The sequence below is a fragment of the Allomuricauda sp. d1 genome (assembly GCF_039592695.1).
Lineage (GTDB): Bacteria > Bacteroidota > Bacteroidia > Flavobacteriales > Flavobacteriaceae > Flagellimonas_A.
In genome coordinates, this window is the sequence record NZ_JBBUTK010000003.1 from 39,049 (window position 1) to 60,989 (window position 21,941).

26 protein-coding genes are annotated in these 21,941 nt (G+C 45.0%); 12 read left to right on the plus strand and 14 right to left on the minus strand.

What is annotated here, in order from left to right; all coding sequences use genetic code 11:
- Positions 1-56: 56 nt before the first annotated feature.
- The 9 genes from AAAH86_RS12020 to AAAH86_RS12060 form a co-directional block, all read right to left on the minus strand.
- Positions 57-413 (minus strand): endonuclease domain-containing protein, encoded by a 357-nt coding sequence (locus AAAH86_RS12020; RefSeq protein ID WP_343487894.1) that lies wholly within the window; start codon positions 411-413, stop codon positions 57-59.
- Between the two features lie 193 nt (positions 414-606).
- Complete coding sequence (locus AAAH86_RS12025) at positions 607-1,443, minus strand: NAD(P)H-binding protein (RefSeq protein ID WP_343487895.1); 837 nt, start codon at positions 1,441-1,443, stop codon at positions 607-609.
- Between the two features lie 26 nt (positions 1,444-1,469).
- Positions 1,470-1,961: a DUF1772 domain-containing protein gene (locus AAAH86_RS12030; protein WP_343487896.1), complete on the minus strand. Its 492-nt coding sequence runs from the start codon at positions 1,959-1,961 to the stop codon at positions 1,470-1,472.
- Positions 1,962-1,989: 28 nt separating this feature from the next.
- Entirely contained in the window at positions 1,990-2,379 is a 390-nt protein-coding gene (locus AAAH86_RS12035) for a DUF5367 family protein (protein WP_343487897.1), read from the minus strand.
- 97 nt (positions 2,380-2,476) lie between these two features.
- The gene (locus tag AAAH86_RS12040) at positions 2,477-3,334 is read right to left on the minus strand and encodes an AraC family transcriptional regulator (RefSeq protein ID WP_343487898.1); all 858 of its coding nucleotides are present in this window, start codon (positions 3,332-3,334) and stop codon (positions 2,477-2,479) included.
- A gap of 234 nt (positions 3,335-3,568) precedes the next feature.
- Entirely contained in the window at positions 3,569-4,846 is a 1,278-nt protein-coding gene (gene hemL, locus AAAH86_RS12045) for a glutamate-1-semialdehyde 2,1-aminomutase (RefSeq protein ID WP_343487899.1), read from the minus strand.
- 196 nt (positions 4,847-5,042) lie between these two features.
- Positions 5,043-5,891, minus strand: a complete 849-nt coding sequence (locus tag AAAH86_RS12050; RefSeq protein WP_343487900.1) for a glucosaminidase domain-containing protein — start codon at positions 5,889-5,891, stop codon at positions 5,043-5,045.
- Entirely contained in the window at positions 5,891-6,793 is a 903-nt protein-coding gene (locus tag AAAH86_RS12055; RefSeq protein ID WP_343487901.1) for a pyridoxal-phosphate dependent enzyme, read from the minus strand. Before AAAH86_RS12055 ends, AAAH86_RS12050 begins: the two co-directional genes overlap by 1 nt.
- A 6-nt stretch (positions 6,794-6,799) precedes the next feature.
- Complete coding sequence (locus AAAH86_RS12060) at positions 6,800-7,129, minus strand: hypothetical protein (RefSeq protein ID WP_343487902.1); 330 nt, start codon at positions 7,127-7,129, stop codon at positions 6,800-6,802.
- A gap of 154 nt (positions 7,130-7,283) precedes the next feature.
- On the opposite strand from AAAH86_RS12060, the gene AAAH86_RS12065 reads away from it, so the two are divergent.
- From AAAH86_RS12065 to AAAH86_RS12085, 5 genes are all read left to right on the plus strand, one after another.
- Entirely contained in the window at positions 7,284-7,445 is a 162-nt protein-coding gene (locus AAAH86_RS12065; RefSeq protein WP_343487903.1) for a DUF5522 domain-containing protein, read from the plus strand.
- 72 nt (positions 7,446-7,517) lie between these two features.
- Positions 7,518-8,132, plus strand: coding sequence for a DUF4136 domain-containing protein (locus AAAH86_RS12070; RefSeq protein ID WP_343488356.1), 615 nt, complete (start codon positions 7,518-7,520; stop codon positions 8,130-8,132).
- A 264-nt stretch (positions 8,133-8,396) separates the two neighbouring features.
- Positions 8,397-8,870, plus strand: coding sequence for a DUF3291 domain-containing protein (locus AAAH86_RS12075; protein ID WP_343487904.1), 474 nt, complete (start codon positions 8,397-8,399; stop codon positions 8,868-8,870).
- Positions 8,871-8,972: 102 nt separating this feature from the next.
- Positions 8,973-10,730: an aromatic amino acid hydroxylase gene (locus AAAH86_RS12080; RefSeq protein ID WP_343487905.1), complete on the plus strand. Its 1,758-nt coding sequence runs from the start codon at positions 8,973-8,975 to the stop codon at positions 10,728-10,730.
- Between the two features lie 31 nt (positions 10,731-10,761).
- A complete protein-coding gene (locus AAAH86_RS12085; protein WP_343487906.1) occupies positions 10,762-11,244 on the plus strand; it encodes a DoxX family membrane protein in 483 nt (160 codons plus the stop codon).
- Here the strand turns inward: AAAH86_RS12085 and AAAH86_RS12090 are convergent.
- Together AAAH86_RS12090 and alaS are read right to left on the minus strand one after the other, a co-directional pair.
- Positions 11,241-11,867 carry a DUF4230 domain-containing protein gene (locus AAAH86_RS12090; protein WP_343487907.1) on the minus strand — a complete coding sequence of 209 codons (627 nt, stop codon included), beginning with the start codon at positions 11,865-11,867 and terminating at the stop codon, positions 11,241-11,243. The genes AAAH86_RS12085 and AAAH86_RS12090 overlap by 4 nt on opposite strands.
- Before the next feature lie 154 nt (positions 11,868-12,021).
- Complete coding sequence (gene alaS, locus AAAH86_RS12095) at positions 12,022-14,637, minus strand: alanine--tRNA ligase (RefSeq protein ID WP_343487908.1); 2,616 nt, start codon at positions 14,635-14,637, stop codon at positions 12,022-12,024.
- Between the two features lie 102 nt (positions 14,638-14,739).
- Here alaS and AAAH86_RS12100 point away from each other — a divergent pair, with 102 nt between their 5' ends.
- From AAAH86_RS12100 to AAAH86_RS12125, 6 genes are all read left to right on the plus strand, one after another.
- Positions 14,740-15,717, plus strand: coding sequence for a M23 family metallopeptidase (locus tag AAAH86_RS12100; protein ID WP_343487909.1), 978 nt, complete (start codon positions 14,740-14,742; stop codon positions 15,715-15,717).
- Positions 15,717-16,046 carry a MerR family transcriptional regulator gene (locus AAAH86_RS12105; protein ID WP_343487910.1) on the plus strand — a complete coding sequence of 110 codons (330 nt, stop codon included), beginning with the start codon at positions 15,717-15,719 and terminating at the stop codon, positions 16,044-16,046. The genes AAAH86_RS12100 and AAAH86_RS12105 overlap by 1 nt, the downstream gene beginning before the upstream one ends.
- A 69-nt stretch (positions 16,047-16,115) precedes the next feature.
- Complete coding sequence (locus tag AAAH86_RS12110) at positions 16,116-16,715, plus strand: LemA family protein (RefSeq protein ID WP_343487911.1); 600 nt, start codon at positions 16,116-16,118, stop codon at positions 16,713-16,715.
- A gap of 2 nt (positions 16,716-16,717) precedes the next feature.
- Positions 16,718-17,155 (plus strand): TPM domain-containing protein, encoded by a 438-nt coding sequence (locus AAAH86_RS12115; protein WP_343487912.1) that lies wholly within the window; start codon positions 16,718-16,720, stop codon positions 17,153-17,155.
- Between the two features lie 91 nt (positions 17,156-17,246).
- Entirely contained in the window at positions 17,247-18,026 is a 780-nt protein-coding gene (locus AAAH86_RS12120) for a TPM domain-containing protein (RefSeq protein ID WP_343487913.1), read from the plus strand.
- Between the two features lie 98 nt (positions 18,027-18,124).
- Positions 18,125-18,586: a hypothetical protein gene (locus AAAH86_RS12125; protein WP_343487914.1), complete on the plus strand. Its 462-nt coding sequence runs from the start codon at positions 18,125-18,127 to the stop codon at positions 18,584-18,586.
- Here AAAH86_RS12125 and AAAH86_RS12130 read toward each other — a convergent pair whose 3' ends face one another.
- Positions 18,587-19,006, minus strand: a complete 420-nt coding sequence (locus tag AAAH86_RS12130; protein WP_343487915.1) for a nuclear transport factor 2 family protein — start codon at positions 19,004-19,006, stop codon at positions 18,587-18,589.
- 72 nt (positions 19,007-19,078) lie between these two features.
- Positions 19,079-20,380 carry a ribosome biogenesis GTPase Der gene (der, locus tag AAAH86_RS12135; protein WP_343487916.1) on the minus strand — a complete coding sequence of 434 codons (1,302 nt, stop codon included), beginning with the start codon at positions 20,378-20,380 and terminating at the stop codon, positions 19,079-19,081.
- Between the two features lie 74 nt (positions 20,381-20,454).
- Here der and AAAH86_RS12140 point away from each other — a divergent pair, with 74 nt between their 5' ends.
- Positions 20,455-20,961 carry a GTP-binding protein gene (locus AAAH86_RS12140; RefSeq protein WP_343487917.1) on the plus strand — a complete coding sequence of 169 codons (507 nt, stop codon included), beginning with the start codon at positions 20,455-20,457 and terminating at the stop codon, positions 20,959-20,961.
- Positions 20,962-21,029: 68 nt separating this feature from the next.
- Here the strand turns inward: AAAH86_RS12140 and AAAH86_RS12145 are convergent, their stop codons facing one another.
- Positions 21,030-21,740: an acetyltransferase gene (locus AAAH86_RS12145; protein ID WP_343487918.1), complete on the minus strand. Its 711-nt coding sequence runs from the start codon at positions 21,738-21,740 to the stop codon at positions 21,030-21,032.
- Positions 21,741-21,941 lie beyond the last annotated feature (201 nt).

A 21,941-nucleotide genomic window follows, 5' to 3' on the forward strand; every position in this document is an offset into this window, starting at 1 on the left:
TCCGTCTCCCGCATGTGCGGGATCCACCTTCCCTTATTCAAGGGAAGGAGCTGACGCTATTTTCTAAAATTATCGGTGATTCCTTGAAGTACCGAAGACAAGTTGTCAAACACCATTTTGTTTTCAAAGCGGAGTACCGTAAACCCTAAGCCCTCCAAATAATTGTCCCGTTTTTGGTCTTTTTCTTCTGCCGTTGGGTTTAAGTGTCCTTGGCCATCCAGTTCGATAATCAATTTTTCTGAAGCGCAATAGAAGTCTACGATGTAGTTTACTATGCTGTGTTGCCTCCTGAATTTTCGGCCCTCAAGATTTTTATTCTGAAGGTGTTTCCACAGAAAGGCCTCGGCAGAAGTCAGGCTTTGACGTAATTCTTTTCTGTTTTCCCTTAGTTCAGGCTTGTCATGTTTTTTCATATACAGCCTAAAATATAAAATATTTCAAGCTCCTTTCCCTAGCTAGGGAAAGGTGTCCGAATCCCGACAGTGATCGGGAGAGGGCGGAAAGGGTAGACAAAACAATTCCTACCGTCTTATTACTTCGTAATAAGCCACCTCCCCTTATCCAAGGGAAGGAGCTTTTAAAAAAACTATTTCAAAATGACAACTGTTATGCCTCAACAACTTCCTTCCAAATACCGGTTTTAGCCGTTTTAGCAACATAGTCTGAGAAATCAATCGGTTTACGGCCCAATAGTTTTTCAATGTCGTTGGTAATGACTTGATTGTCGAGATTGTCCAATACTTCGGTAAACAGATATTCAATCAGCCACACCACATCACCGGGCAGCCCCATTTCTTTCATGGCGGCCACGTAGTCTTCCAACGAAATGGGTATAAACTTCAGGTCGCGACCTGTTGCCTCGGCGATTTCAGCAACGACCCCTTCAAAGGTCAGCAAGCGTGGTCCAGTGAGTTCATAAATTTGGTTTTTGTGGCCATCGTTCAACAATACTTCAACGGCTGCATCGGCCAAATCATTGGCATCTACATAGGGTGTTTTTGAATGGACATTCGGCAGGGCGACCATCCCTTGTTGAATGGGCCCCAAAAAATGGCTCTCACTAAAATTCTGGTTGAACCAGCTGGCGCGAATGATGGTCGTATCGATACCGCTGTTCAACACGATTTGCTCACAACGCTCGGCCTCTACCTCGCCCTTGCCCGAAAGCAAGACCAACTTTTGTACGCCTTTTTCCTGCGCCACTTTGGTCAGGGCCTCAATGGCCTCTTTGGCCCCGGGCACCGCTAGGTCGGGTTGGTAGGTGATGTAGATTTTGTCCATCCCCTCCAGAACGGTGGGCCAATTGGCGGGCTGGTTCCAGTCAAAGGAGGGGTTGGCACTACGTGAGCCCACACGTACGTTGTGGCCCAAGCGGTTCAGACGTTCTACGATGCGTTTTCCCGTTTTTCCCGTTCCGCCCAATACTAAAATGTTCTGTTTCATGATGTTTCGATTTTTGATGTTTATACCTATTTATTAATTCCTACCAATAACAACAGCGCAAAAGAAATGGTGGCTGTTATGATCCGAACCGTATGAAAACGGTTCCATGGCTGTTCAAACCGTTCGCGCAAGGCACGCAGTTCATCCAGAGAGCTGTTCGCCAAATCAGCCTTGTCCAAAATCTGGTTGAGGGGCACATTGCCAAAGACAGTGACCAAGACCACGCCCAAAAAATAAATCAGCACTGCGGCCAGTACCACCCAAAAATGGTATGCTGAAACGCCCCGATTGGCAAAGATTGTGGCAAGGCCCACAAAAAAAGAGCCGAAGAACACCACAAAGAACAGAGGGTTCTCAATGCTGCGGTTCATTTTCTGAAAGGCTTCGAGATACTTCAGGTCGTCCAACTGTCCAATACCAGGGGTGACGGCGTTTCCCCAGGTGAAACAAAGTCCTGCTGTAAGCCCGACCAAAAGTGTTGTTGCGAAAAGGGTGAGGTTGCTTGTTGTAATTTCCATGGTTCATGATTTTGATTGATTGTACTGATTATTGTGCTTTTCCGATTCCTTTCAATTGCCTATAGATTATGGGAGTAGTAACGAATATGCCGCCAATGAGCCAAAAGCCCGGGTCAGTAAAGAAAACATAGTGGTTGCCTCCATTCGGCACGACCAATAAGGGCACGGTAATCAAGGCGTCCAATATAGCAGCGACGCCAAAAAAGGTAAGCCCGACCCACATTCCATGGGTACGGTTGTCTGTTTTGTAGTACTGCTTTGCCCCATACCACATCAAGGGGATGACCGCAACCATCAACACCAAATTGGCCTGCTCTTCTACATTTTCCAATACAGGAACCAAAAAGGATAGGCTATAGATGGTGACGCCCAAAATCCAGATGATCGCTCCGATGCATAGTGCTCTAAAAGTTTTCATAACTGCTCGTTTTTTAATGACAAGACAAAACTATGCCAGCGACAACGGCATCACTTGTTTGAGCGGGAGTATGATTTGTTCGAAAAGGAGAATGTGACTACGCCTTTATCTCGCTGGGGCGGAAACCAAATTTCTTGGTAAAGGCGTTTGAAAATGAACTCAGACTGTCATAGCCCACATGCCACGCAGCCTCTTGCACTGTGGCACTTTTGCTGCGAATCAGGTCGTGTGCCTTGGTCATGCGTTCGTTTTGAAGGTATTTGAACACCGGTACGCCAAAAAGTTCTTTAAACTCTTTTTTCAGTTTAAAGGTATTGAGTCCGATTTGTCGGGAGAGTTCGGTCAATGATGGCGGGGCATCCAAATTTTGGGACAAGATTTCCTTGGCCTGAAAGAGTTTTTCACGCTCTGTGGAGTTGATGGTTTCGGTCTCCAAATTCGAGAGTTGCCAAAAAAAATGTGACAGCAACGCGGTTATCTGACTGCGGAAGAACATCATCTTTGCCTTGCCCTCGTATTGGTTGCTAAAGATGTTGTTCACGATTTGCTCCATTTCAGGGGTCATAAAAAAACGGGGGCCTTCAACATACGAATCCGACGGATTGACGAGTTCATTTAGAAGCCCCGTGAACAGCTCTCCCTCACCATTGGGCAGGTTCTGAAGGTTTTTGGGCGCGGTCGCAATAAGCACACACTCCAAAGGCTTATTGGCAGGCACCGTATGGATACACTCTATGGTAGGGTCTGCATAAAAAGAAATGGCCAATCCTTTGGTATTGTCGTATTCGTTGTTCTGGTCGCCATTTTTCATGTTTAGATGCACGTTGCCCGAACCATAAAAGGCCACGGCAATCAAAGGCTCATCAAATCGACACGAATCTATGGTGTCCGTATCTGAATTGGCGGCTTCGACCAAAACAATAAAATCGTTGATATTGATGGTGTCACGTGTCATTACCTGAAAATTACAAAAATGGATGGAATGCCCGCTCGAACCACAGTTTAAAAAATAGTGCTGACCGCCTCAACCACCCTGTCCAAATCAGCATAGTTGGCGGCTCCTTTCCCTGGACAGGGAAATGTGTCCGAATGAAATGAGGACGGAAAGGGTGGATAAAACCATCCCTTCTGTCTTAACACTTCGTGTTAAGACACCTCCCTTTATCCAAAGGGAGGAGCTATTAATCTTTTAAAAGGTATTTTTCACCGCCGCAACCGTCCTATCCAAATCATCATAGCTGATGGCATCATTTAAAAAATAGCTTTCAAAGGCAGAGGGCGGTAAATAAATGCCCTGGTCGAGCATGCCATGAAAGTATTTTTTAAAGGTGTCGTTGTTGCCCTTGGCGGAAGAAGCAAAATCAACAACAGGGTCTTCGCAAAAATGCACGGAAACCATACTGCCAAAACGGTTGATTTGGTGAACTATGCCTTTTTCAGTCAAGACCTTAGCGATGCCGTTGTGTAAATGCTCAGTCTTTTTGGTGATACTTTCAAAAACCTCTGGTTGTTTGTCAATCTCGGTCAGCATGGCAAGACCCGCGGCCATCGCCAAGGGATTGCCACTCAAGGTACCCGCTTGGTAAACGGGCCCTTCAGGGGCCAAATGCGCCATGATTTCCGCTCGGGCGGCAAAGGCCCCGACCGGGAGTCCGCCACCAATGACCTTTCCGAACATGACAATGTCGGCATCAATGCCCAACACTTCTTGTGCTCCGCCCTTTGCCAAGCGAAAACCGGTCATCACCTCATCGAACAACAACAATATCCCTTCTTGGGTACAGAGCTCACGAAGTCCGTGAATGAATTCTTTGGTTGGAATGATACAACCCATATTGCCCGCCACAGGTTCAATGATGATGGCCGCAATCTTTCCTTGGTTGGCCTTTACCAGTGCTCTGACCCCATCCAAATCGTTATAATTGGCCAACAGCGTGTCTTTGGCCGTGCCTTGGGTCACCCCAGGACTGTTGGGACTCCCAAACGTCACTGCGCCGCTGCCCGCCTGTATCAAAAACGCATCAGAATGGCCATGGTAACAGCCCGCAAACTTGATGATCTTATCCTTTCCAGTATAACCCCGTGCCAAACGTACCGCACTCATGCAGGCTTCCGTACCAGAATTTACGAATCGAATCTTATCAATATTGGGCACCATTTTGACCGCCAGCTTGGCCAACTCGGTCTCAATCTCAGTGGGAATTCCAAAAGAGGTTCCTTTTTTGGCTTTTTCAACCACGGCCTTGATGACAGGTTCATGGGCATGGCCGAACAACAACGGCCCCCAAGAGGAAATATAATCGATGTATTGGTGACCATCTTCATCATAGAGATAGGCCCCTTTGGCCCCTTTGATAAAAATGGGCTCCCCGCCCACGGCCTTAAATGCTCGCACGGGTGAATTGACCCCCCCGGGAATGTATTTTTGCGCTTCCGCAAACAGTGCGCTGCTTCTTTCGTATCGCATAAATTAATTCGTTTTTTCATTCCCGAACCTGTGCCGAACTTGATTCGGTAAAGACGGGAATCTGGTAATCTTTAGAATCCGTATCTTACTTCAATTACACTTCAACTGCGCTCAGTGTGACATGCTCAGCATAGACATTGGTGGGAATCTAAAATAAATATTTCTTGGATTCCTGCTTCCGCAGGAATGACAACTTTTATTTCGTCTTTGGGCGTCTCAAGTTCAGTACTTGCCCAATGGATATATTGGTGCTCTCCAAACCATTTAACTGCATGATTTCATCCACTGAAATACCGTAGTACTTTGAAATGCCGTACAAGGTATCGCCCTGTTGGATGATATGGGTGAAGACGTCATATTCTTTGGTCTTCCTGACGACATCCAACCCTCCATTGACGACCTCATCATCATATTTATCCAGCTCAAAGCTTTCAATCAATGCAATCAGTTTCTGGGGATATTTTTTATCCGTGGCATACCCTGCTTTTTTGAGTCCGTGCGCCCATTTTTTGTAATCATCCTTTCGGTAGTTGAACAAAAAGGCATATCGCGACCGCGAGGACAAAAAGATACTGTGGTCACGAAACGAAAACATGGGGTGGTTGTACTTTCGAAAACATTCACCCCGGGCATCATCGTCATGAAAATCAAACTCGCCCTGCCAGCCTGTATGGCATTTGATACCAAAATGGTTGTTTGTTTTTTGGGTCAGCTCGCCTTTTCCGGCACCACTCTCCAAAATACCCTGTGCCAAAGTAATACTAGCGGGTATGCCAAAGGCACGCATCTCATACTGGGCAATCTCGGCAAAAGTTTCGATATATTCTTTGGTGTTCGCGATAGGAAATTTCAAAAATCGCCCAGGGTCTTCAGGCATAGGGTAGAGTTCTGCCTCTTTGACCTTTGTTTTTTCAATATCGGTGTTGGGATTATAGACAGTGCGCGGTTTCTTGATTGTTTCACCCTGACGCGCCGTGCGCTTTTTGGTGCCACAGCTCGATACAAGTGCCAGCACCAATACTGCATACAAAATTCGTGTTCTCATCAATGTAGTAACGGCAAATTTTTCTTTTTCAGTACACGGTTCATGCCCTTTTTGCCCTGCAGCCCCCCGGTATGGATGGCCAAAATTCGGGTTTTCGGCTTGAACGCACCCTTTTTAATTTGGTCAAAAATACCAAATAGCATCTTACCTGTGTAGATAGGATCTAAGGGAATTTCTGTTTTGGCATAAAAATCATTGATAAAATGAACCAATTCGGCCGTCACCTTTGCATACCCTCCAAAGTGATGGTCTGTAACCAATTGCCAGTTCTTGACCTTGGCAAATTTTTGAATTGCTTCTATCAAGAAATCGCCCTTTAATGATGCATAACCATGTACCGTTTGATTCGCTGTGGCGGAATTGATGAATCCCGCAACGGTGCCGCCCGTGCCAACAGCGCAGCAGATACAATCAAAATTGGCATCTTCTACAGTCAAAATTTCTTCACAGCCTTTGACCGCCAGGGTGTTGGTGCCGCCTTCGGGAAGATGGTAAAAGTTACCAAAGCGTTGCTGTAAATCCTCCAAAAAGTGGGATTCCGCCTTTTTTCGGTAGCCCTCTCGAGACACAAAATGAAACCGCATCCCAAAATCGGAAGCCATCTTCAGAGTGGGATTTTCGTGCCAGTTGTTTTCCAATTCTTCCCCACGGATGATTCCTATGGTATGGAATCCGTTTTCCTTTCCCGCGCAAGCGGTCGCCAAAATATGGTTTGAAAATGCCCCACCAAAAGTCAGTAGGGTCGAATGCCCGATTTCTTTGGCCCTTACAAGATTGTATTTGAGCTTTCGGTATTTGTTTCCCGAAATATGGGGATGGAGTTCATCTTCCCGCTTGATAACCAATTGCACACCATGTTCATCGAGAAATGGAAGGTGTACTTGCTGATTTCTACTTTTCAAGGGAACCTATCGAAAAATATAGTTCAAGAATGCAAATCGTTTTCGGGTATTTAGATAGTCTGCGTTGTGCTCATTGGCATAGGCCTCTCGCTCAAAGCTGATGTTCTGGTAGGCGCGATAACTGTTCAGGTACAAAACGCTGCGGAACAACCACTCGCCTACATACCAAAGATAAAACGGCAAAATGAACAGCTCTTGCTGCTGTTTTAGGTGAATGCGCTCATGGTTGATGAGCACTGTATCTTTTTTGTGATGGTTTTCTTTTACAATGATGAACGGCCAAAGTGAGAGCCCCACATAGTTTTTGTAAAAGAAATGTCTAAAGACTACAACCATATACCCCAATGATGGTTCATATCAAATATAACGCCTTCTAGTTGTTAAAATTTCAAAAGGTCGGCCATATTATCAACAAATCAGGTGAACTACGCTCGTAAAATCGCTAAAAATCAACTAACTTTATAGAAATGGAGCTAGATTTTCAGTAGTAATGAAGAAAATCATTCCCCCCGAAGAGGGTGATTATTATCTTTCTGAAGAAGGCTATAAGGTGTTCACAGAACAATACCATCTGAAACGGGGTTACTGTTGCGAAAGTGGCTGTAGGCACTGTCCGTATGGTTTTGACAAAAAAACTGGGCTACGCCGCTAAAATCAGGGTTTTCGGCACAGTATTTGATATATTTTCAATTAAGATTGCTGTTCACTCAAAAAAATTGATATGATGAAAAATTTAAAACTTTTAGCCTTACCCGTCTTATTGGTCGTCTTTTTGAGCTCATGCGTTTCTGTGCGTGTAGTTTCTGATTATGATAAAGAGGCCAACTTCAATGAATACAGATCGTATGCCTTCTACAAAACAGGTATTGACAAGGCCCAGATTTCTGACCTTGACAAAAAGCGAATTTTAAAAGCCATTGATACTGAACTCAGCAACCGTGGTTTTGTGAAGTCACAAAATCCTGATTTATTGATAAGCATCTTTACCAAAGAGAGTGAACAGGTTGACGTCTACAACAACAACTGGGGCTGGGGAGGCTTTGGTTGGGGCGGCTGGGGCTGGGGAGGCTTTGGCTGGGGTGGATGGAATCCATGGCTCTGGGGTCCCGGTTGGGGCTGGGGCGGTGCCTGGGGACCGAATGTCTCTACCCGAACCGAGGGTTCGCTGTACATAGACCTTATTGACGCCAAGAACAAAGAGTTGGTATGGCAGGGTCGTGGTGCCGGCACTTTGAACAGCAATACCAATAATATTGAGAAGAAAGAAGAGCGAATTCGAGAATTTGTTTCCCAAATTCTAGAAGCGTATCCACCTGAAAGCGCAGTGGCCGCAAACTAACCCTTCGACTGCGCTCAGGATGACAGTCAATGGTTTCGAATTTAACAATATTCAGTGCCGAGCGAAGCATCTATAGTAACTGAGGTTGAGTGTTTATTGTAGTAGAAAAGTGAGGTTGAAGCTTCGTTCCACCCAAAAACCTTTCCGTTCATAAGAGCGGAAAGGTTTTTTCTTTACGCCAGATCGAACTTCTTGGCATTCTCCCAAAATGTTGGCATTGCCCCCCAACAATTCGTATTTTTACAGTGAAGCAAAGAGTAATCCATGTTCCATCTCGCCCAAGCCAATATCGCCCGTTTCAAGGCACCGTTGACTGACCCCCAGATGAAAGAGTTCGTTGATTTTCTCGAACCGGTGAACCGCTTTGCAGAAGAGAGCAAAGGCTTTGTTTGGCGCTTGAAAGATGAACAAGGTCGGCCAGCCTCTTATTTGGAGTCTCCCTTTAAGGATGATATGATGGCCATCAATATCAGTGTTTGGGAGGATGTGGAATCGTTCAAAAATTTTGTCTATGGAAGCGTGCACAGTTACTTTTTGCGGAACAAGAAGAAATGGTTTGACCTCAAGGGCACCTCACTTTTTGTAATGTGGTGGATGCCCGAAGGGCAAATGCCGACGTTGGATATGGCCAAAGAAAAACTGGAAGCTTTGGAAGCTAACGGGCCCTCGCCCGCTGCCTTTACTTTTAGGGGATTTTACGACGCTGAGGGAAGATTGATTGAAACATTGACGGGCTAGGTTTATCAAAGCTTAAAGAAAGATGTGATAAAAATTTTAGCAGATTCCCGCCGAAGTTTATCCTGAGCGTAGTCGAAGGGCGGGAATGAAAAAGAGTAATTTATGGATACAGCATACGAAAGCAACCCGATTCTTGACAAGCTGCCGAAACACTTGCGGCAGTACATCAAACCGCAAAATTATGAGGACTATTCGCCCATTGACCAAGCGGTGTGGCGGTATGTGATGCGAAAAAATGTGGATTACCTCAGCAAAGTGGCCCACAAATCGTATGTTGACGGGTTGCGAAAAACAGGAATTTCCATTGACCACATCCCGAACATGTACGGTATGAACCGTATTTTAAAGGAAATCGGCTGGGCAGCCGTGGCCGTCGACGGATTCATACCTCCCGCAGCTTTTATGGAGTTTCAGGCCTACAACGTGCTGGTCATTGCCTCCGACATCCGTCAGTTGGAAAATATCGAATATACCCCAGCTCCTGACATCATACATGAGGGGGCGGGCCATGCGCCCATCATCGCCAATCCTGAGTACGCGGAATATCTGCGGCGTTTTGGTGAAATTGGGTGCAAGGCTATATCAAGTGCCAAAGATTATGAACTCTATGAAGCGGTTCGCCATCTGAGCATTATCAAAGAGGCCGATGGCACGCCACAAGACGAGATTGAAGCCGCAGAAAAGCGCATTGAAGACCTGCAGAACAATATGGGCGAACCCAGTGAAATGGCATTGATTCGAAACCTACATTGGTGGACTGTGGAATATGGTCTCATAGGCACGGTGGACAATCCCAAAATTTATGGGGCTGGATTGTTGTCGTCAATCGGAGAAAGTACATGGTGCATGACCGATAAGGTCAAAAAACTACCCTATTCCATGGAAGCCGTGCATACTGAATTCGATATCACCAAACCCCAACCACAACTTTTTGTCACTCCTGATTTTGCTTTTTTGAATCAGGTCTTGGAAGATTTTGCCGATACTATGGCATTACGAAGAGGTGGACTGGAAGGAGTGCAAAAATTGATCGACTCCAAAGAACTGGGCACGGTAGAGCTGAGCACAGGACTCCAGATTTCAGGAAATTTCGACAAGGTCATCGCCCATGATGGCGAGCCTGTCTACATTCAAACCGAGGGGCCGACTGCTCTTGCCTATCGGGAGAAAGAGCTCATAGGCCATGGCATTGAAAAACACACCAATGGTTTCGGTACGCCCGTTGGCAAATTGAAGGGCATCAATCTGGCCATTGAAAACATGGGGCCACGTGATTTAAAGGCCTACAATATTTACGAGGGCGAAACCATTACCCTTGAGTTTGACGGCAACATCAAAATCACCGGAAAAATTGTTACCGGCACCCGCAACCTTCAGGGCAAAATTTTGTTGGTGACCTTTGAAAATTGCAAAGTGACCCACGGCAAAAAGGTACTATTTGAATCGGGGTCAGAAACCTATAGCATGGCCGTTGGGCAAGAGGTCATTTCAGCATTTCATGGCCCGGCTGATGTCAACAGCTTTGATTTGGTCACCCATGAGCTCACCGATACCACCATCAAAAAACCGAAGACGGCAGCACGCCAACGTTTGGAAACCTTGTACCAACGCATTCGTGACTGGCGAGAAGGCGTAGATCGCACCATCTCACGTGGCAAGGTGTTTTTAGAGCTGAAAGAGCAGTACCCCAACGACTGGTTGTTATCCGTAGAACTCTACGAACTGGCCAAAAAAGACAGCAATACTGAGCTGGCAGGGGAAATTCTCAAGCATTTGGAAACGGTAAAACGGCAAAACCCGAAAGTGGGGCATTTGATTGATGATGGACTGGCCCTTGTTGACCAAGTTTTGGTCAATTGAGCTCAAATGTATTTCCCACTCTTGATTGACCATGAACAAATCCTCATTTAAACGCATTGACCAACATATCGCAAAACAAATGAAATTGTGGGGCATGCCGGCCCTGCGTATTTCCTTTGCCATTATTTTCTTTTGGTTCGGCATACTCAAACCCTTTGGGCTTTCTGCCGCCGAGGGTCTTTTGAAGGCTACCGTCGCATGGTTGCCGTTCGGGTCTCCGGAACAATGGTTGTCGATCATTGGGTGGTGGGAAGTGGTCATCGGCATTACTTTTTTGTTCAGATTGACCACTAGAATCGCCATTGCCCTGCTCTTCATCCAGATGGTGGGTACGTTTATGCCGTTGGTCATATTGCCGGAAGTTACTTTTCAAGACAGCAATATTCTTATGCCAACTATTGAGGGGCAGTACATCATCAAAAATTTGATGGTCATCTCAGCAGCTTTGGTGATTGGGGGTTCTTTTTATGAGAAAAAATCACCCAAAGCAAGGGAAGAAAAAACATCGTTTTAGTCGATGGTCTTGGTGGGTTGCCAATGTAATTCCTCTATTTTTTCTATGGGGGTTTGGTTGTAGACCAATATCCACCCCATACTATTGGTCAGCACCAAAAATTTGGAAAGCTCTGAAACCAAACGGTTTTCTGCGTTGGATTTTAGCGTAGATGCCTCCACTTTTTTCAGCAACGATGCATTCACGTTGCGTTTGATGGCATTGTAATCATTGGCGTCAAAAGGATTCAGATAGTCTGCCGTGACATCGTAATATTCAAAATCGGGATTGATTTTGATTTCGGGTTCTGGAATATTTTTGATGGTCAATGTTTTAGATTCCTCATCTACTTTGAAATCAATCTTGGATAAATCATACGCCACGGTAACCTCAGCGTTTACGACCACCAGTGCCTTTTTCTGTGCGGTGATCAACGGCCCAAAAAGCGCTTTTGAATCCGCATAATTGTAGACCTCTGCGAAGTGCCCTTCGGTCACGATCAGTTTTGAAACGTTCTCAATCTGCTGCTGGATGAGCATGGAATTTTCCTGAAGGATTCTTTTATCCTCCCTATCATCGTTGCATGATTTGTAGATCAATACCGCTGCCAGTGCCAATATGATTCCCGCCAAGACTTTTTTCATACGATTTATTTCAACTCCTTCCCTCAGACGAGGGGAGGTGGATTCCGCATCCCGATAACTATCGGGAGCGGAAGACGGAAAGGTCTGATTCAACCCACCCCGTCTCCCTGACCAAGGCAGGGAGCCACCCCTCCCTTAAAAAGGAGGGGAGTTTTTATTTTATATATTTTTTTGCCTCCTTTAAGGCCTCTTGAATGCCCGCCGGGTTTTTACCCCCTGCCGTGGCGAAAAAAGGCTGACCACCACCACCGCCCTGAATGTATTTACCCAACTCACGGACAATCGTGCCCGCATTCAACTCTTTTTCCCCCACCAAATTCTTTGAGATGTAGCAGGCCAACAGGGCCTTGCCCTCTTTCTCGGCCCCAAAGAGCAGAAACACATTTTCTTTGGTATTACCGATTTCAAAGGCGAGGTCTTTCATTCCACCTGCGTCCAAGTCCACTTTTTTAGCCAGAAAATTGATTCCGTTGACTTCTTCAAATTCGTTGAGCAGATCACCCTTGAGGTTTTTGGCCTTGTCTTTCAACAAACTTTCTACCTGCTTTTTAAGTTGGGCATTTTCTTCTTGCAAAGCCGTGACGGCTTTCACAGGATCTTGTGATTTACCAAGTAGGTCTTTGATTTCAAACAGTTTACGGTTGTTCTCAAAGTAGAAGTCCTTCACGGCGTCAGAAGTGATGGCCTCGATACGACGGATACCGGCAGCCACCGCACCTTCAGAGACAATCTTGAAATGCCAGATATCACCTGTATTTTTTACATGGGTTCCCCCACACAGCTCGATGGACTGCCCGAAGCGTACCGTTCGTACTGTATCGCCATACTTTTCACCGAAAAGGGCCATGGCCCCCTCGGCCAAGGCTTCTTTCATCGGTATGCTTCGTTGTTCTTGCAAAGGCAGTTGCCCTTCAATGCGCGCATTGACAAAATTCTCAACTTCCCGAAGCTGTTCAGTGGTCACTTTTGAAAAGTGCGAAAAATCGAAACGCAAATATTTTGAGTGTACCGCCGAGCCTTTCTGTTCTACATGGTCGCCCAAGATTTCACGAAGTGCCTGGTGCAGCAAATGGGTGGCCGTATGGTTGGCCGCAGTGCGCTGGCGTTGTTTTTTATCAACTACCGCTTTGAAAATTCCAGATTTTTCTTTGGGCAAACTTTCGGAAAAATGCACGATTTCGTTGTTTTCCCTTTTGGTATCAACGATATAGATGACATCACCATTCTGGGCTTCCAGATAGCCCTTATCGCCCACTTGCCCTCCACCTTCGGCATAAAATGGGGTCAGATTGAACACCATCTGATACTGTTCACCCTCTTTTTTGCTGGTGACCTTTCGATACTTTACCAATCGTATGTCGGCTTCCAACATGTCATAGCCCACAAATTCTTGCTCGGTGTCGGTCATGAGCACCGTCCAATCTGCTTTTGAGATTTCGGATGCCGAACGGGAGCGGTCTTTTTGTTCTTGCAGGGCCTTTTCAAATCCTTCCACATCCAAATCATATCCTTTCTCTTCTAAAATCAAGGCTGTCAAATCAATGGGGAAGCCAAAAGTATCATACAATTCAAAGGCTTTTTGCCCATCAATGGTTTTCGATTTTGCGGATTTGATGATGGAATCCAACAACACCAAGCCCTGTTCCAAAGTGCCCAAAAAGGAATGCTCTTCTTCTTTGATGACATTCTCGATCAATTGATGCTGCTTTTTCAATTCGGGAAAAGCTGTGCCCATCTGCTCTCCCAACACGTTCACCAATCGATGGATAAACGGTTTGTTGGTATCCAAAAACGTGAAGCCATAACGAATCGCGCGACGCAAAATGCGGCGAATGACATAACCCGCACCCGTATTGCTGGGCAGCTGCCCGTCTGCGATGCTAAAAGCTACAGCTCGAACATGATCGGCCACCACGCGAATGGCCACATCTGTCGCTTGGTCCTTTCCGTAGCGCTTGTTGGTGATGGTCTCAATCTCGCGAATGAGCGGTGTGAAAATATCGGTATCATAATTCGAATGTACCCCTTGAAGCACCATGCACAGGCGTTCAAAGCCCATGCCCGTATCGATATGCTTTTCAGGTAGGTCTTCAAGCTTTCCGTTGGCTTTGCGATTGTATTGTATGAAAACAAGGTTCCAGATTTCAACCACCAAGGGATGGTCTTGGTTGATCAATGAAGCTCCGATAACTTTCTTTCGTTCGGCATCCGGGCGAATATCCACATGAATTTCAGAGCAAGGTCCACAGGGGCCTTGGTCGCCCATTTCCCAGAAATTGTCCTTTTTGTCACCCATGATGATACGGTCTTCGGGCACGATGGCCTTCCAAAGATCAAAGGCTTCCTTGTCCATTTCGAGTTTGTCGGCATCGTCGCTTCCTTCAAACACAGAAACATACAGTCGGTCTTTATTGATACCGTATACTTCGGTCAACAGCTCCCAGGCCCATGTGATGGCCTCTTTTTTAAAATAATCCCCAAAACTCCAATTGCCCAACATCTCGAACATGGTGTGGTGATAAGTATCCTTGCCCACCTCTTCGAGGTCATTGTGCTTGCCACTCACCCGAAGGCATTTTTGGGTATCGGCCACCCGTTGGTGCTTTGGAGTGGAATTCCCCAAGAAAAATTCTTTGAACTGGTTCATGCCCGCATTGGTGAACATCAATGTTGGGTCGTCTTTGATGACCATGGGGGCCGACGGAACGATTCTATGTTCTTTGGACTTAAAAAAGCTTAAAAACTGTTCTCTAACTTTTTGGGACGTCATTTCGAAATTGATACTTTAAAGAATTTTAACAGTGCTTACAAAACAATTTTTATATTTGTTTGTTTCTGTTAAAAGAACGACCAAAAATAGGGAAATTCCCGCATGTCTAAGGTAAAATACTATTACGATCCCGATACGCTGTCGTACCGGAAAATTGAGCAGAAGAAGTCGCGAAAATATCGCAACATTTTTTTCTTTTTGCTCAGTTCGGCCCTTTTTGGTTTCGTCGTCCTGACCATTTTGCTAAACACCAGTCTGGTCAATACTCCGAAAGAACTTTCATTGGAGCGCGAAGTGCGTAACTATGAACTGCAGTTTGAGATTTTGGATCGCAAAATGGGCCAGATGGAACAGGTTCTGGCCAATATCGAGGACCGTGACAATAATATTTATCGTTTGTATTTTGAGGCCAACCCAATACCTGAAGAGCAACGACGTGCCGGTTTTGGCGGGGTAAACCGTTACAAATCTTTGGAGGGCTTCAACAATTCTGAAATTATCATCGATGCGACAAAGCGATTGGACATCATTCAGAAACAAATGGTCATACAATCGAAATCATTGGATGAAATCGCCAAATTGGCCGAAGAGAAAGAAAAGCTGTTGGCTTCCATACCCGCAATTCAACCCGTGAGCAATGAAAACCTGACCCGAATGGCCTCAGGTTTCGGGTGGCGCTCCGACCCTTTTACCAAGGCACGAAAAATGCATTGGGGCATGGACTTTACCGCACCACGCGGTACGCCCATCTATGCAACAGGCAATGGCAAGGTGACCCGTGCCGACAATCGCTCTTCGGGCTATGGCAAGCACATCAGAATAGAACATGGTTACGGCTATATGACCCTGTACGCGCATTTGAGCAAGTACAATGTCACTGTGGGTCAAAAAGTGCAACGAGGTGACTTGATTGGTTTTGTGGGCAATACAGGTCGTTCAGAGGCACCCCATCTACATTATGAAGTTTGGAAAGATGATGAAAAAATCAACCCCATCAATTTCTACTACGGCAGTTTAACGGCTGATGAATTCGAAAGCATGCTCAAGTTTGCCAACCAAGAGAACCAATCGCTTGACTGATGCACGTAGAACTTCCTGAAAAACGATATTACGGTATTGGCGAAGTGGCCAAGGCCTTTGGGGTCAATACCTCATTGATTCGTTTTTGGGAAAAGGAATTTGATGTACTGCAGCCCAAAAAGAATGCCAAGGGCAACCGTAAGTTCACTCCCGAAGACATAAAAAACCTGCAATTGATCTATCATTTGGTCAAAGAGCGAGGGTTTACGCTCGAGGGCGCCAAAATCCATCTGAAAGAAGAAAAGCACAAGACATTGTCAAACTTTGAGATTATTGAAAAGCTCCAAAAAATAAAGTCAGAGCTCCAAAAAATAAAGGAACAACTTTAAACTGATGTAACAATAGCTGCCTGTCAGCTACTTATCTTACAACCACAATAAACACTAAATCACACGAAAATGAAAAAATGGCTAATTCCAGTAATCATTCTTGCTGTTATTGCATTTGCCCTTTACCAATGGGGAGTTGGGTTCAACAACAAAGCGGTTGAACTTGAGGCAGATGCAAAGACTGCCTGGTCGAATGTTGAAAGTTCGTACCAACGGCGTAACGACCTCATCGGCAATTTGGTCAAGACCGTTCAGGGGGCCGCAGATTTTGAACGCGAAACCTTGACAGAGGTCATCGAAGCGCGTTCAAAGGCAACCGCAACGACCATTGATGCCAATAATATCACGGCAGATCAGTTGGCCCAATTTCAACAGGCCCAGACAGGTCTTTCTTCCGCCCTTTCACGGCTTTTGGTCACGGTAGAACGATACCCAGAACTGAAGGCAAACCAAAACTTTTTGGAACTGCAATCACAATTAGAGGGCACCGAAAACCGCATCAATGTGGCCCGTGACCGTTACAATGAGGCGGTGAACAAATACGATATCCATACGACCAAATTTCCCGGGAAACTACTCGCCGGTCTTTTCGGTTTTGAGGAAATGCCACGCTATAAAGCAGACCCCGGTTCTGAAAATGCCCCTGACGTAAACTTTGAATTTGATTGATCATGTCAGAAGTCGAGGCATTTTTGACCGCCAAAGAAGAGCAAGAAATTGTCGATGCCATTCTTAAGGCAGAAAAAAACACGTCTGGCGAAATTCGGGTGCACATTGAGCCTTCGGCCAAAATTGACCATTTCAGCCGTGCCCAACAGGTGTTCCATTTTTTGAAGATGGACAATACAAAGGATGAAAACGGCGTACTCATCTACGTGGCGGTACACGACCATAAGTTTGTGATTTATGGGGATAAGGGCATCGACAAAGCTGTGCCAAAAGGTTTTTGGGACAGTACCCGTGATGTCATGCAAAAACACTTCAAAAAAGGTGATTTCAAAACGGGAATCGTCGAAGGTATATTGAAAGCTGGAAAAGAACTGGAAGCCCATTTTCCATGGGACCATGGTGATATCAATGAATTGAGCGATGCAGTTTCTAAAGGATGAGCCTCCCCTAACCCCTTCATGTGGGAGAAGGCCTCCCTTAACCCCTCCAAAGGAGGGGAATTCCCATGTTGACACATCAATATGGCAATGCATGTTTCTGATTTCATTCTTTCTTATTTCCCATTTTGGTTGGGCCCAGTTTGACATTCCTCCCAAGCCCGAAAAAGAAACCAGTGTCTATGATTATGTGAATCTGCTTTCCACTTCGGAAAAAACAGCGTTGGAGCAGAAATTGATTGGTTACGCTGATAGCACCTCAACCCAAATTGTGACTGCGATCATCAGTTCCACCGAAGGTGAGAACATCAATTATCTAGGTGCACAATGGGGTCAAAAATGGGGCATTGGCCAAGCAGACAAAGACAATGGTATTCTAATTCTCTTGGCAAAAGATGACCGCCGTATCGCCATCAACACAGGTTATGGCGTTGAGGGATCGTTGACCGATGCCATGAGCAAGCGCATTATTGAAACGGTCATCATTCCCGAATTCAAACAAGGCGACTATTACGGTGGATTGGATGCTGGGGCCGACGCCATTTTTCAAGTGCTCAATGGCGAATTTAAGGAAGAACGCACTTTTGGCGACGAACAGGGCTTTCCCTTGCGGTCATTGTTGCCCTTCATCATCTTTTTTGTCATTTTAATCATACTCTCACGCCGTAGAAACCGAGGTGGTAAAGGAAACAATCGCGGTGGCCGAGGGGGTCGTGCACCCAGCATTTGGGACATCATTATTCTCAGCAATATGGGCCGAAGCAGCGGTTCAGGTGGCGGCTTCGGTGGCGGCGGAAGCTTTGGCGGTGGTGGTTTTGGTGGTGGTTTCGGCGGCGGAGGTTTTGGCGGTGGCGGTGCTTCTGGGGGTTGGTAGCATTTAGACGTAAGATTCTTGACATGAGACCGCTACGCTCTTTGACCGAGATTGTTAAAGCAACCATTCCCATAAATATCATCTTACCAAAAAGATTCATGTCAATAAAAAAACTGCTCTTTTTAATTTTTTCGATTTTCCTATTTAATGGCTGTATTGGGGAAGTCAGTGATGATTTCGACTGCAGTGCAGTATCCTGCATAGGACCTCCTGTTTTTATCATTGAGGTTATTCAGAATGATGAAAATGTTATTGAAAATGACATCTATTCGTTAGAAAACATTACAATCTCAGGAGATAGTTCAGATGATTTTGACATCAGTATCTATGACCCAAATTCAGATTCTATTCCAAGGCTTTTGATACAAAACAATCAATGGAAGGTTGGCGTTATCGAATTCAACCTCAATTTCTCTGCGGATTTCACTTTTCAGTTCAATACAGAAATCGGTTTATCTACTGGTCAGTGCTGTGGCGGCATACCCAGACTAGAATCTTTACAAATTGATGGGCAAACCCGAGAACCTATTGATGGGATTTATACTCTAATTTTAGAGTAACTAGTTTTCCATAGTGGGCTTTCTATAGAAAATCTTGTTGACGATTTTCCACTCTCCATCAATCTTGAGCAGGTTCATAAAATCAATAAAGGAGAAGTCGGGATACTCAATTTCCAGACGGGCATTGGCAGCATGGCCTGATACGGTGATATTGGCTATTCGTGTTTGTCTGTTTTGTTTGGGCTTACTGGCATCCATCCTTGAGAAAAACTCCAAGGCATTCACCTCTTTATAGCCTTCATCAGTAATATATTTCATGGTGGCGTTTTCGTGAAATGCTTTTTTGAGCGTTTCGAAATCATTGTTGGTGCCACCATCGAGATAATAATTTACAGTCTGCGCGACCATTTCATAGTCTGATTTTTGGGCATTGATGATAAATGTGGAAAGAGAAAGCAGTAACACGACTGTCCGTTTCATGATTGATTGATTTTGGTTGTTCTTAAAGGTATGGAACTGCCTGAATGAAGGGTATTAAAGAAATGGTAAAATCTATTTCTTCCGAATAAAAATAGTAACGGGCACCCCGGTAAAATCAAAGTTTTCACGCAGTTTGTTCTCTAAAAACCGTTTATAGGGGTCACGAACGTACTGTGGCAGGTTACAGAAAAAAGCAAATTGGGGGTAGGGTGTCGGCAGTTGTGTACAGAATTTAATTTTTACATATTTGCCCTTATACGATGGTGGTGGTGTCTTTTCAATGATGGGCAGCATCACATCGTTCAATTTTCGGGTCACCACTTTTTTTGAACGGTTTTGATATACTTCGACGGCTGTTTCAATAGCCTTATAAATGCGTTGTTTGGTCAATACTGAAATAAAGAGGATGGGCACGTCAACAAAAGGTTCCATCGCCTCTTTGATTTTTTTCGTGTAATCACGCACCGTGTTCGTTTCTTTTTCGACCAAATCCCATTTATTGACCAGAATGACAATACCCTTGTTATTGCGTTGGGCCAGCCAAAAAATATTCTGTACCTGACCGTCAAAGCCGCGAGTGGCATCCAACAACAACAAACAGACGTCACAATGCTCAATGGCCCTGATGGAGCGCATCACGGAATAAAATTCCAAATCTTCCTTGACCTTGGCCTTTCTGCGAATACCAGCAGTATCGACCAGATTGAATTCAAAGCCAAAACGGTTGTATTTGGTATCGATACTGTCGCGGGTCGTTCCGGCAATATCGGTTACGATATACCGCTCTTCACCGATCAAGGCATTGATGAAGGAAGATTTTCCGGCATTCGGTCGGCCAACCACCGCAAATCTTGGTAGCTCGCTTTCTTCTTCCTCGATTTCAGGTAGCACTTGGACCAAGGCATCCAACAATTCGCCGGTACCACTGCCGTTGATGCTTGAGATGGTGAAATAATCGCCAAGTCCCAGACCATAAAACTCCACCGCATCAGCCGCTCTTTGGGCATTGTCCACTTTGTTGACAGCCAAAAAAATAGGCTTATCCACACGGCGCAATAATTTGGCGACATCCTCATCCATTCCCGTAACGCCAGATTCCACATCGACCATAAAAATAATGGCATCGGCTTCCTCAATGGCCAATTCTACCTGTTTATCTATTTCTTGTTCAAAAATATCATCGCTGCCCACGACATAGCCTCCCGTGTCAACCAGTGAAAATTCCTTGCCGTTCCAATCACTTTTACCGTAGTGACGATCCCGGGTCACCCCACTAACGGCATCAACAATGGCCTCGCGACGTTGGATCAAACGATTGAAAAAAGTCGATTTGCCCACGTTGGGCCTTCCCACAATGGCAACAATGCCTCCCATGCTCTGAAATTTTGGCAAAAGTAGCATTATTGTTACGAAAAATGGATATCTTTTTATGACCTAATGACCAATGAATGAGTGAGCTTACCAATGAAATTGTGCTACGGCCAAGGTTTAAAATTGACGTACTATCTGATTTGGATACGTTAAAGGCAGTTTTTGATGTCAAGCCCAAAAAACCGTTTACAATCAAAAGGATCGATGAGCACGTCTATTTGAGGTTTGTCAAAGAACGTACGAGCTTTTGGTCACCGCAACTGCATTTGGAACTCACCTCATTTGAAAAAGGAAAAAGCACCATTCACGGGGTATTTGGGCCCAACCCCACACTTTGGACCTTTTTTATGTTTTTGCATTTTGGTGTGGCGACCTTGTTCATCATTCTTGGGATTTTTGCCTATTCCAAATACAGTTTGGGACACGACATTACGATGATGTGGATTGGGATGGGTTTTTTGGTCATTATTTGGTTTGTGCTTTATGCCTTTGGAAGATTGGGAAAGTCTAAAGGAAAATCCCAAATGGCTGAGCTCAACGCCTATCTATACGAATTGGTACGTCACTTGCCCATCACCAAATAAAGAACCAAGCCGAATCTCATTTTAAGATAAGGCGAATGCTTTTGCTGAAAATTGATTGCCAGTGCTTATTAAAAGTCTCTGGCGATAAAGGGAATGACAGAGCCATTTTCATTTCGGCCTAGATAGGGGTCGCCAACATTTCTTCTTCGGATGGTTTTGGCCGGCGTACCATAAGCGACCACATGACTGTCAATATCGTCTATCACCAATGATCCTGCACCGATTACCGAGTGTTCAGCTATGGTGATTTTTTCTATGACGTTCGCACCAAGACAGATAGCAGAAAAAGAGCCAAGGGATAAGTTGCCCCCAGCACAGGCACGTGGTGCCATACTTGAATAGTTTTCAATTTTCCCATCATGGTCCAAGGAGCAATTAGTATTGAGGATGCAGAAATTACCAATCTCACAATTGGCGTTGATTATTGCCCCTGGCATAACCACTGTACCGTCACCGATATTGACATTGAGTCCGATTGTTGCACTGGGGTGAACTGCTGATATAAAATTGAAGCCAGGGACGATTTGCAACACCTTATCCACAACTTTTTTTCGGGTCCAATTGTCGCCTATGGCAACTATTCCGCCATAAAGATTGTGTTTGTCGATCAAATAGGGCAAATCATATTCATTACCCAAAATTTTGTGACCACTGTGGTACCTCCCCTTTTTTTTGTAGTAATCCACAAAGCCGACAACGTTGTACTTGCCTTCTTTCTTGATACAATCCAAGACGACACTTCCGTGTCCAGAGGCGCCAAAGATGACAATGTTCTTCATGGTATTTGGGGGATTTGCATTTCATCGATAAAAAGTGCATTTCATCGATGATGTAAATATAGATAAAGAAAGTGAATCAGTGTAGGAAAATTTGACCCAATCCGTAGAAATAATGTTTAGATAACCTAAATTCCACATTCAAATTGCGAAACTTGGCAGCATTATTTTGGGAAATAAAATACAACGTGATGTGAATTAAAA

Bases quoted from the DNA above. Each gene is read 5' to 3' on its own strand.
- AAAH86_RS12065 (WP_343487903.1), top strand. From the start codon at position 7,284: ATGAAGAAAATCATTCCCCCCGAAGAGGGTGATTATTATCTTTCTGAA.
- AAAH86_RS12025 (WP_343487895.1), bottom strand. From the start codon at position 1,443: ATGAAACAGAACATTTTAGTATTGGGCGGAACGGGAAAAACGGGAAAA.
- AAAH86_RS12130 (WP_343487915.1), bottom strand. From the start codon at position 19,006: ATGAAACGGACAGTCGTGTTACTGCTTTCTCTTTCCACATTTATCATC.
- AAAH86_RS12125 (WP_343487914.1), top strand. From the start codon at position 18,125: ATGTCAATAAAAAAACTGCTCTTTTTAATTTTTTCGATTTTCCTATTT.
- der (WP_343487916.1), bottom strand. From the start codon at position 20,380: ATGGGAGGCATTGTTGCCATTGTGGGAAGGCCCAACGTGGGCAAATCG.
- AAAH86_RS12115 (WP_343487912.1), top strand. From the start codon at position 16,718: ATGTCAGAAGTCGAGGCATTTTTGACCGCCAAAGAAGAGCAAGAAATT.
- AAAH86_RS12040 (WP_343487898.1), bottom strand. From the start codon at position 3,334: ATGACACGTGACACCATCAATATCAACGATTTTATTGTTTTGGTCGAA.
- AAAH86_RS12035 (WP_343487897.1), bottom strand. From the start codon at position 2,379: ATGAAAACTTTTAGAGCACTATGCATCGGAGCGATCATCTGGATTTTG.
- AAAH86_RS12070 (WP_343488356.1), top strand. From the start codon at position 7,518: ATGAAAAATTTAAAACTTTTAGCCTTACCCGTCTTATTGGTCGTCTTT.
- AAAH86_RS12110 (WP_343487911.1), top strand. From the start codon at position 16,116: ATGAAAAAATGGCTAATTCCAGTAATCATTCTTGCTGTTATTGCATTT.
- AAAH86_RS12085 (WP_343487906.1), top strand. From the start codon at position 10,762: ATGAACAAATCCTCATTTAAACGCATTGACCAACATATCGCAAAACAA.
- hemL (WP_343487899.1), bottom strand. From the start codon at position 4,846: ATGCGATACGAAAGAAGCAGCGCACTGTTTGCGGAAGCGCAAAAATAC.
- AAAH86_RS12140 (WP_343487917.1), top strand. From the start codon at position 20,455: ATGAGTGAGCTTACCAATGAAATTGTGCTACGGCCAAGGTTTAAAATT.
- AAAH86_RS12020 (WP_343487894.1), bottom strand. From the start codon at position 413: ATGAAAAAACATGACAAGCCTGAACTAAGGGAAAACAGAAAAGAATTA.
- AAAH86_RS12105 (WP_343487910.1), top strand. From the start codon at position 15,717: ATGCACGTAGAACTTCCTGAAAAACGATATTACGGTATTGGCGAAGTG.
- AAAH86_RS12050 (WP_343487900.1), bottom strand. From the start codon at position 5,891: ATGAGAACACGAATTTTGTATGCAGTATTGGTGCTGGCACTTGTATCG.
- AAAH86_RS12075 (WP_343487904.1), top strand. From the start codon at position 8,397: ATGTTCCATCTCGCCCAAGCCAATATCGCCCGTTTCAAGGCACCGTTG.
- AAAH86_RS12090 (WP_343487907.1), bottom strand. From the start codon at position 11,867: ATGAAAAAAGTCTTGGCGGGAATCATATTGGCACTGGCAGCGGTATTG.
- alaS (WP_343487908.1), bottom strand. From the start codon at position 14,637: ATGACGTCCCAAAAAGTTAGAGAACAGTTTTTAAGCTTTTTTAAGTCC.
- AAAH86_RS12080 (WP_343487905.1), top strand. From the start codon at position 8,973: ATGGATACAGCATACGAAAGCAACCCGATTCTTGACAAGCTGCCGAAA.
- AAAH86_RS12030 (WP_343487896.1), bottom strand. From the start codon at position 1,961: ATGGAAATTACAACAAGCAACCTCACCCTTTTCGCAACAACACTTTTG.
- AAAH86_RS12100 (WP_343487909.1), top strand. From the start codon at position 14,740: ATGTCTAAGGTAAAATACTATTACGATCCCGATACGCTGTCGTACCGG.
- AAAH86_RS12145 (WP_343487918.1), bottom strand. From the start codon at position 21,740: ATGAAGAACATTGTCATCTTTGGCGCCTCTGGACACGGAAGTGTCGTC.
- AAAH86_RS12060 (WP_343487902.1), bottom strand. From the start codon at position 7,129: ATGGTTGTAGTCTTTAGACATTTCTTTTACAAAAACTATGTGGGGCTC.
- AAAH86_RS12120 (WP_343487913.1), top strand. From the start codon at position 17,247: ATGTTTCTGATTTCATTCTTTCTTATTTCCCATTTTGGTTGGGCCCAG.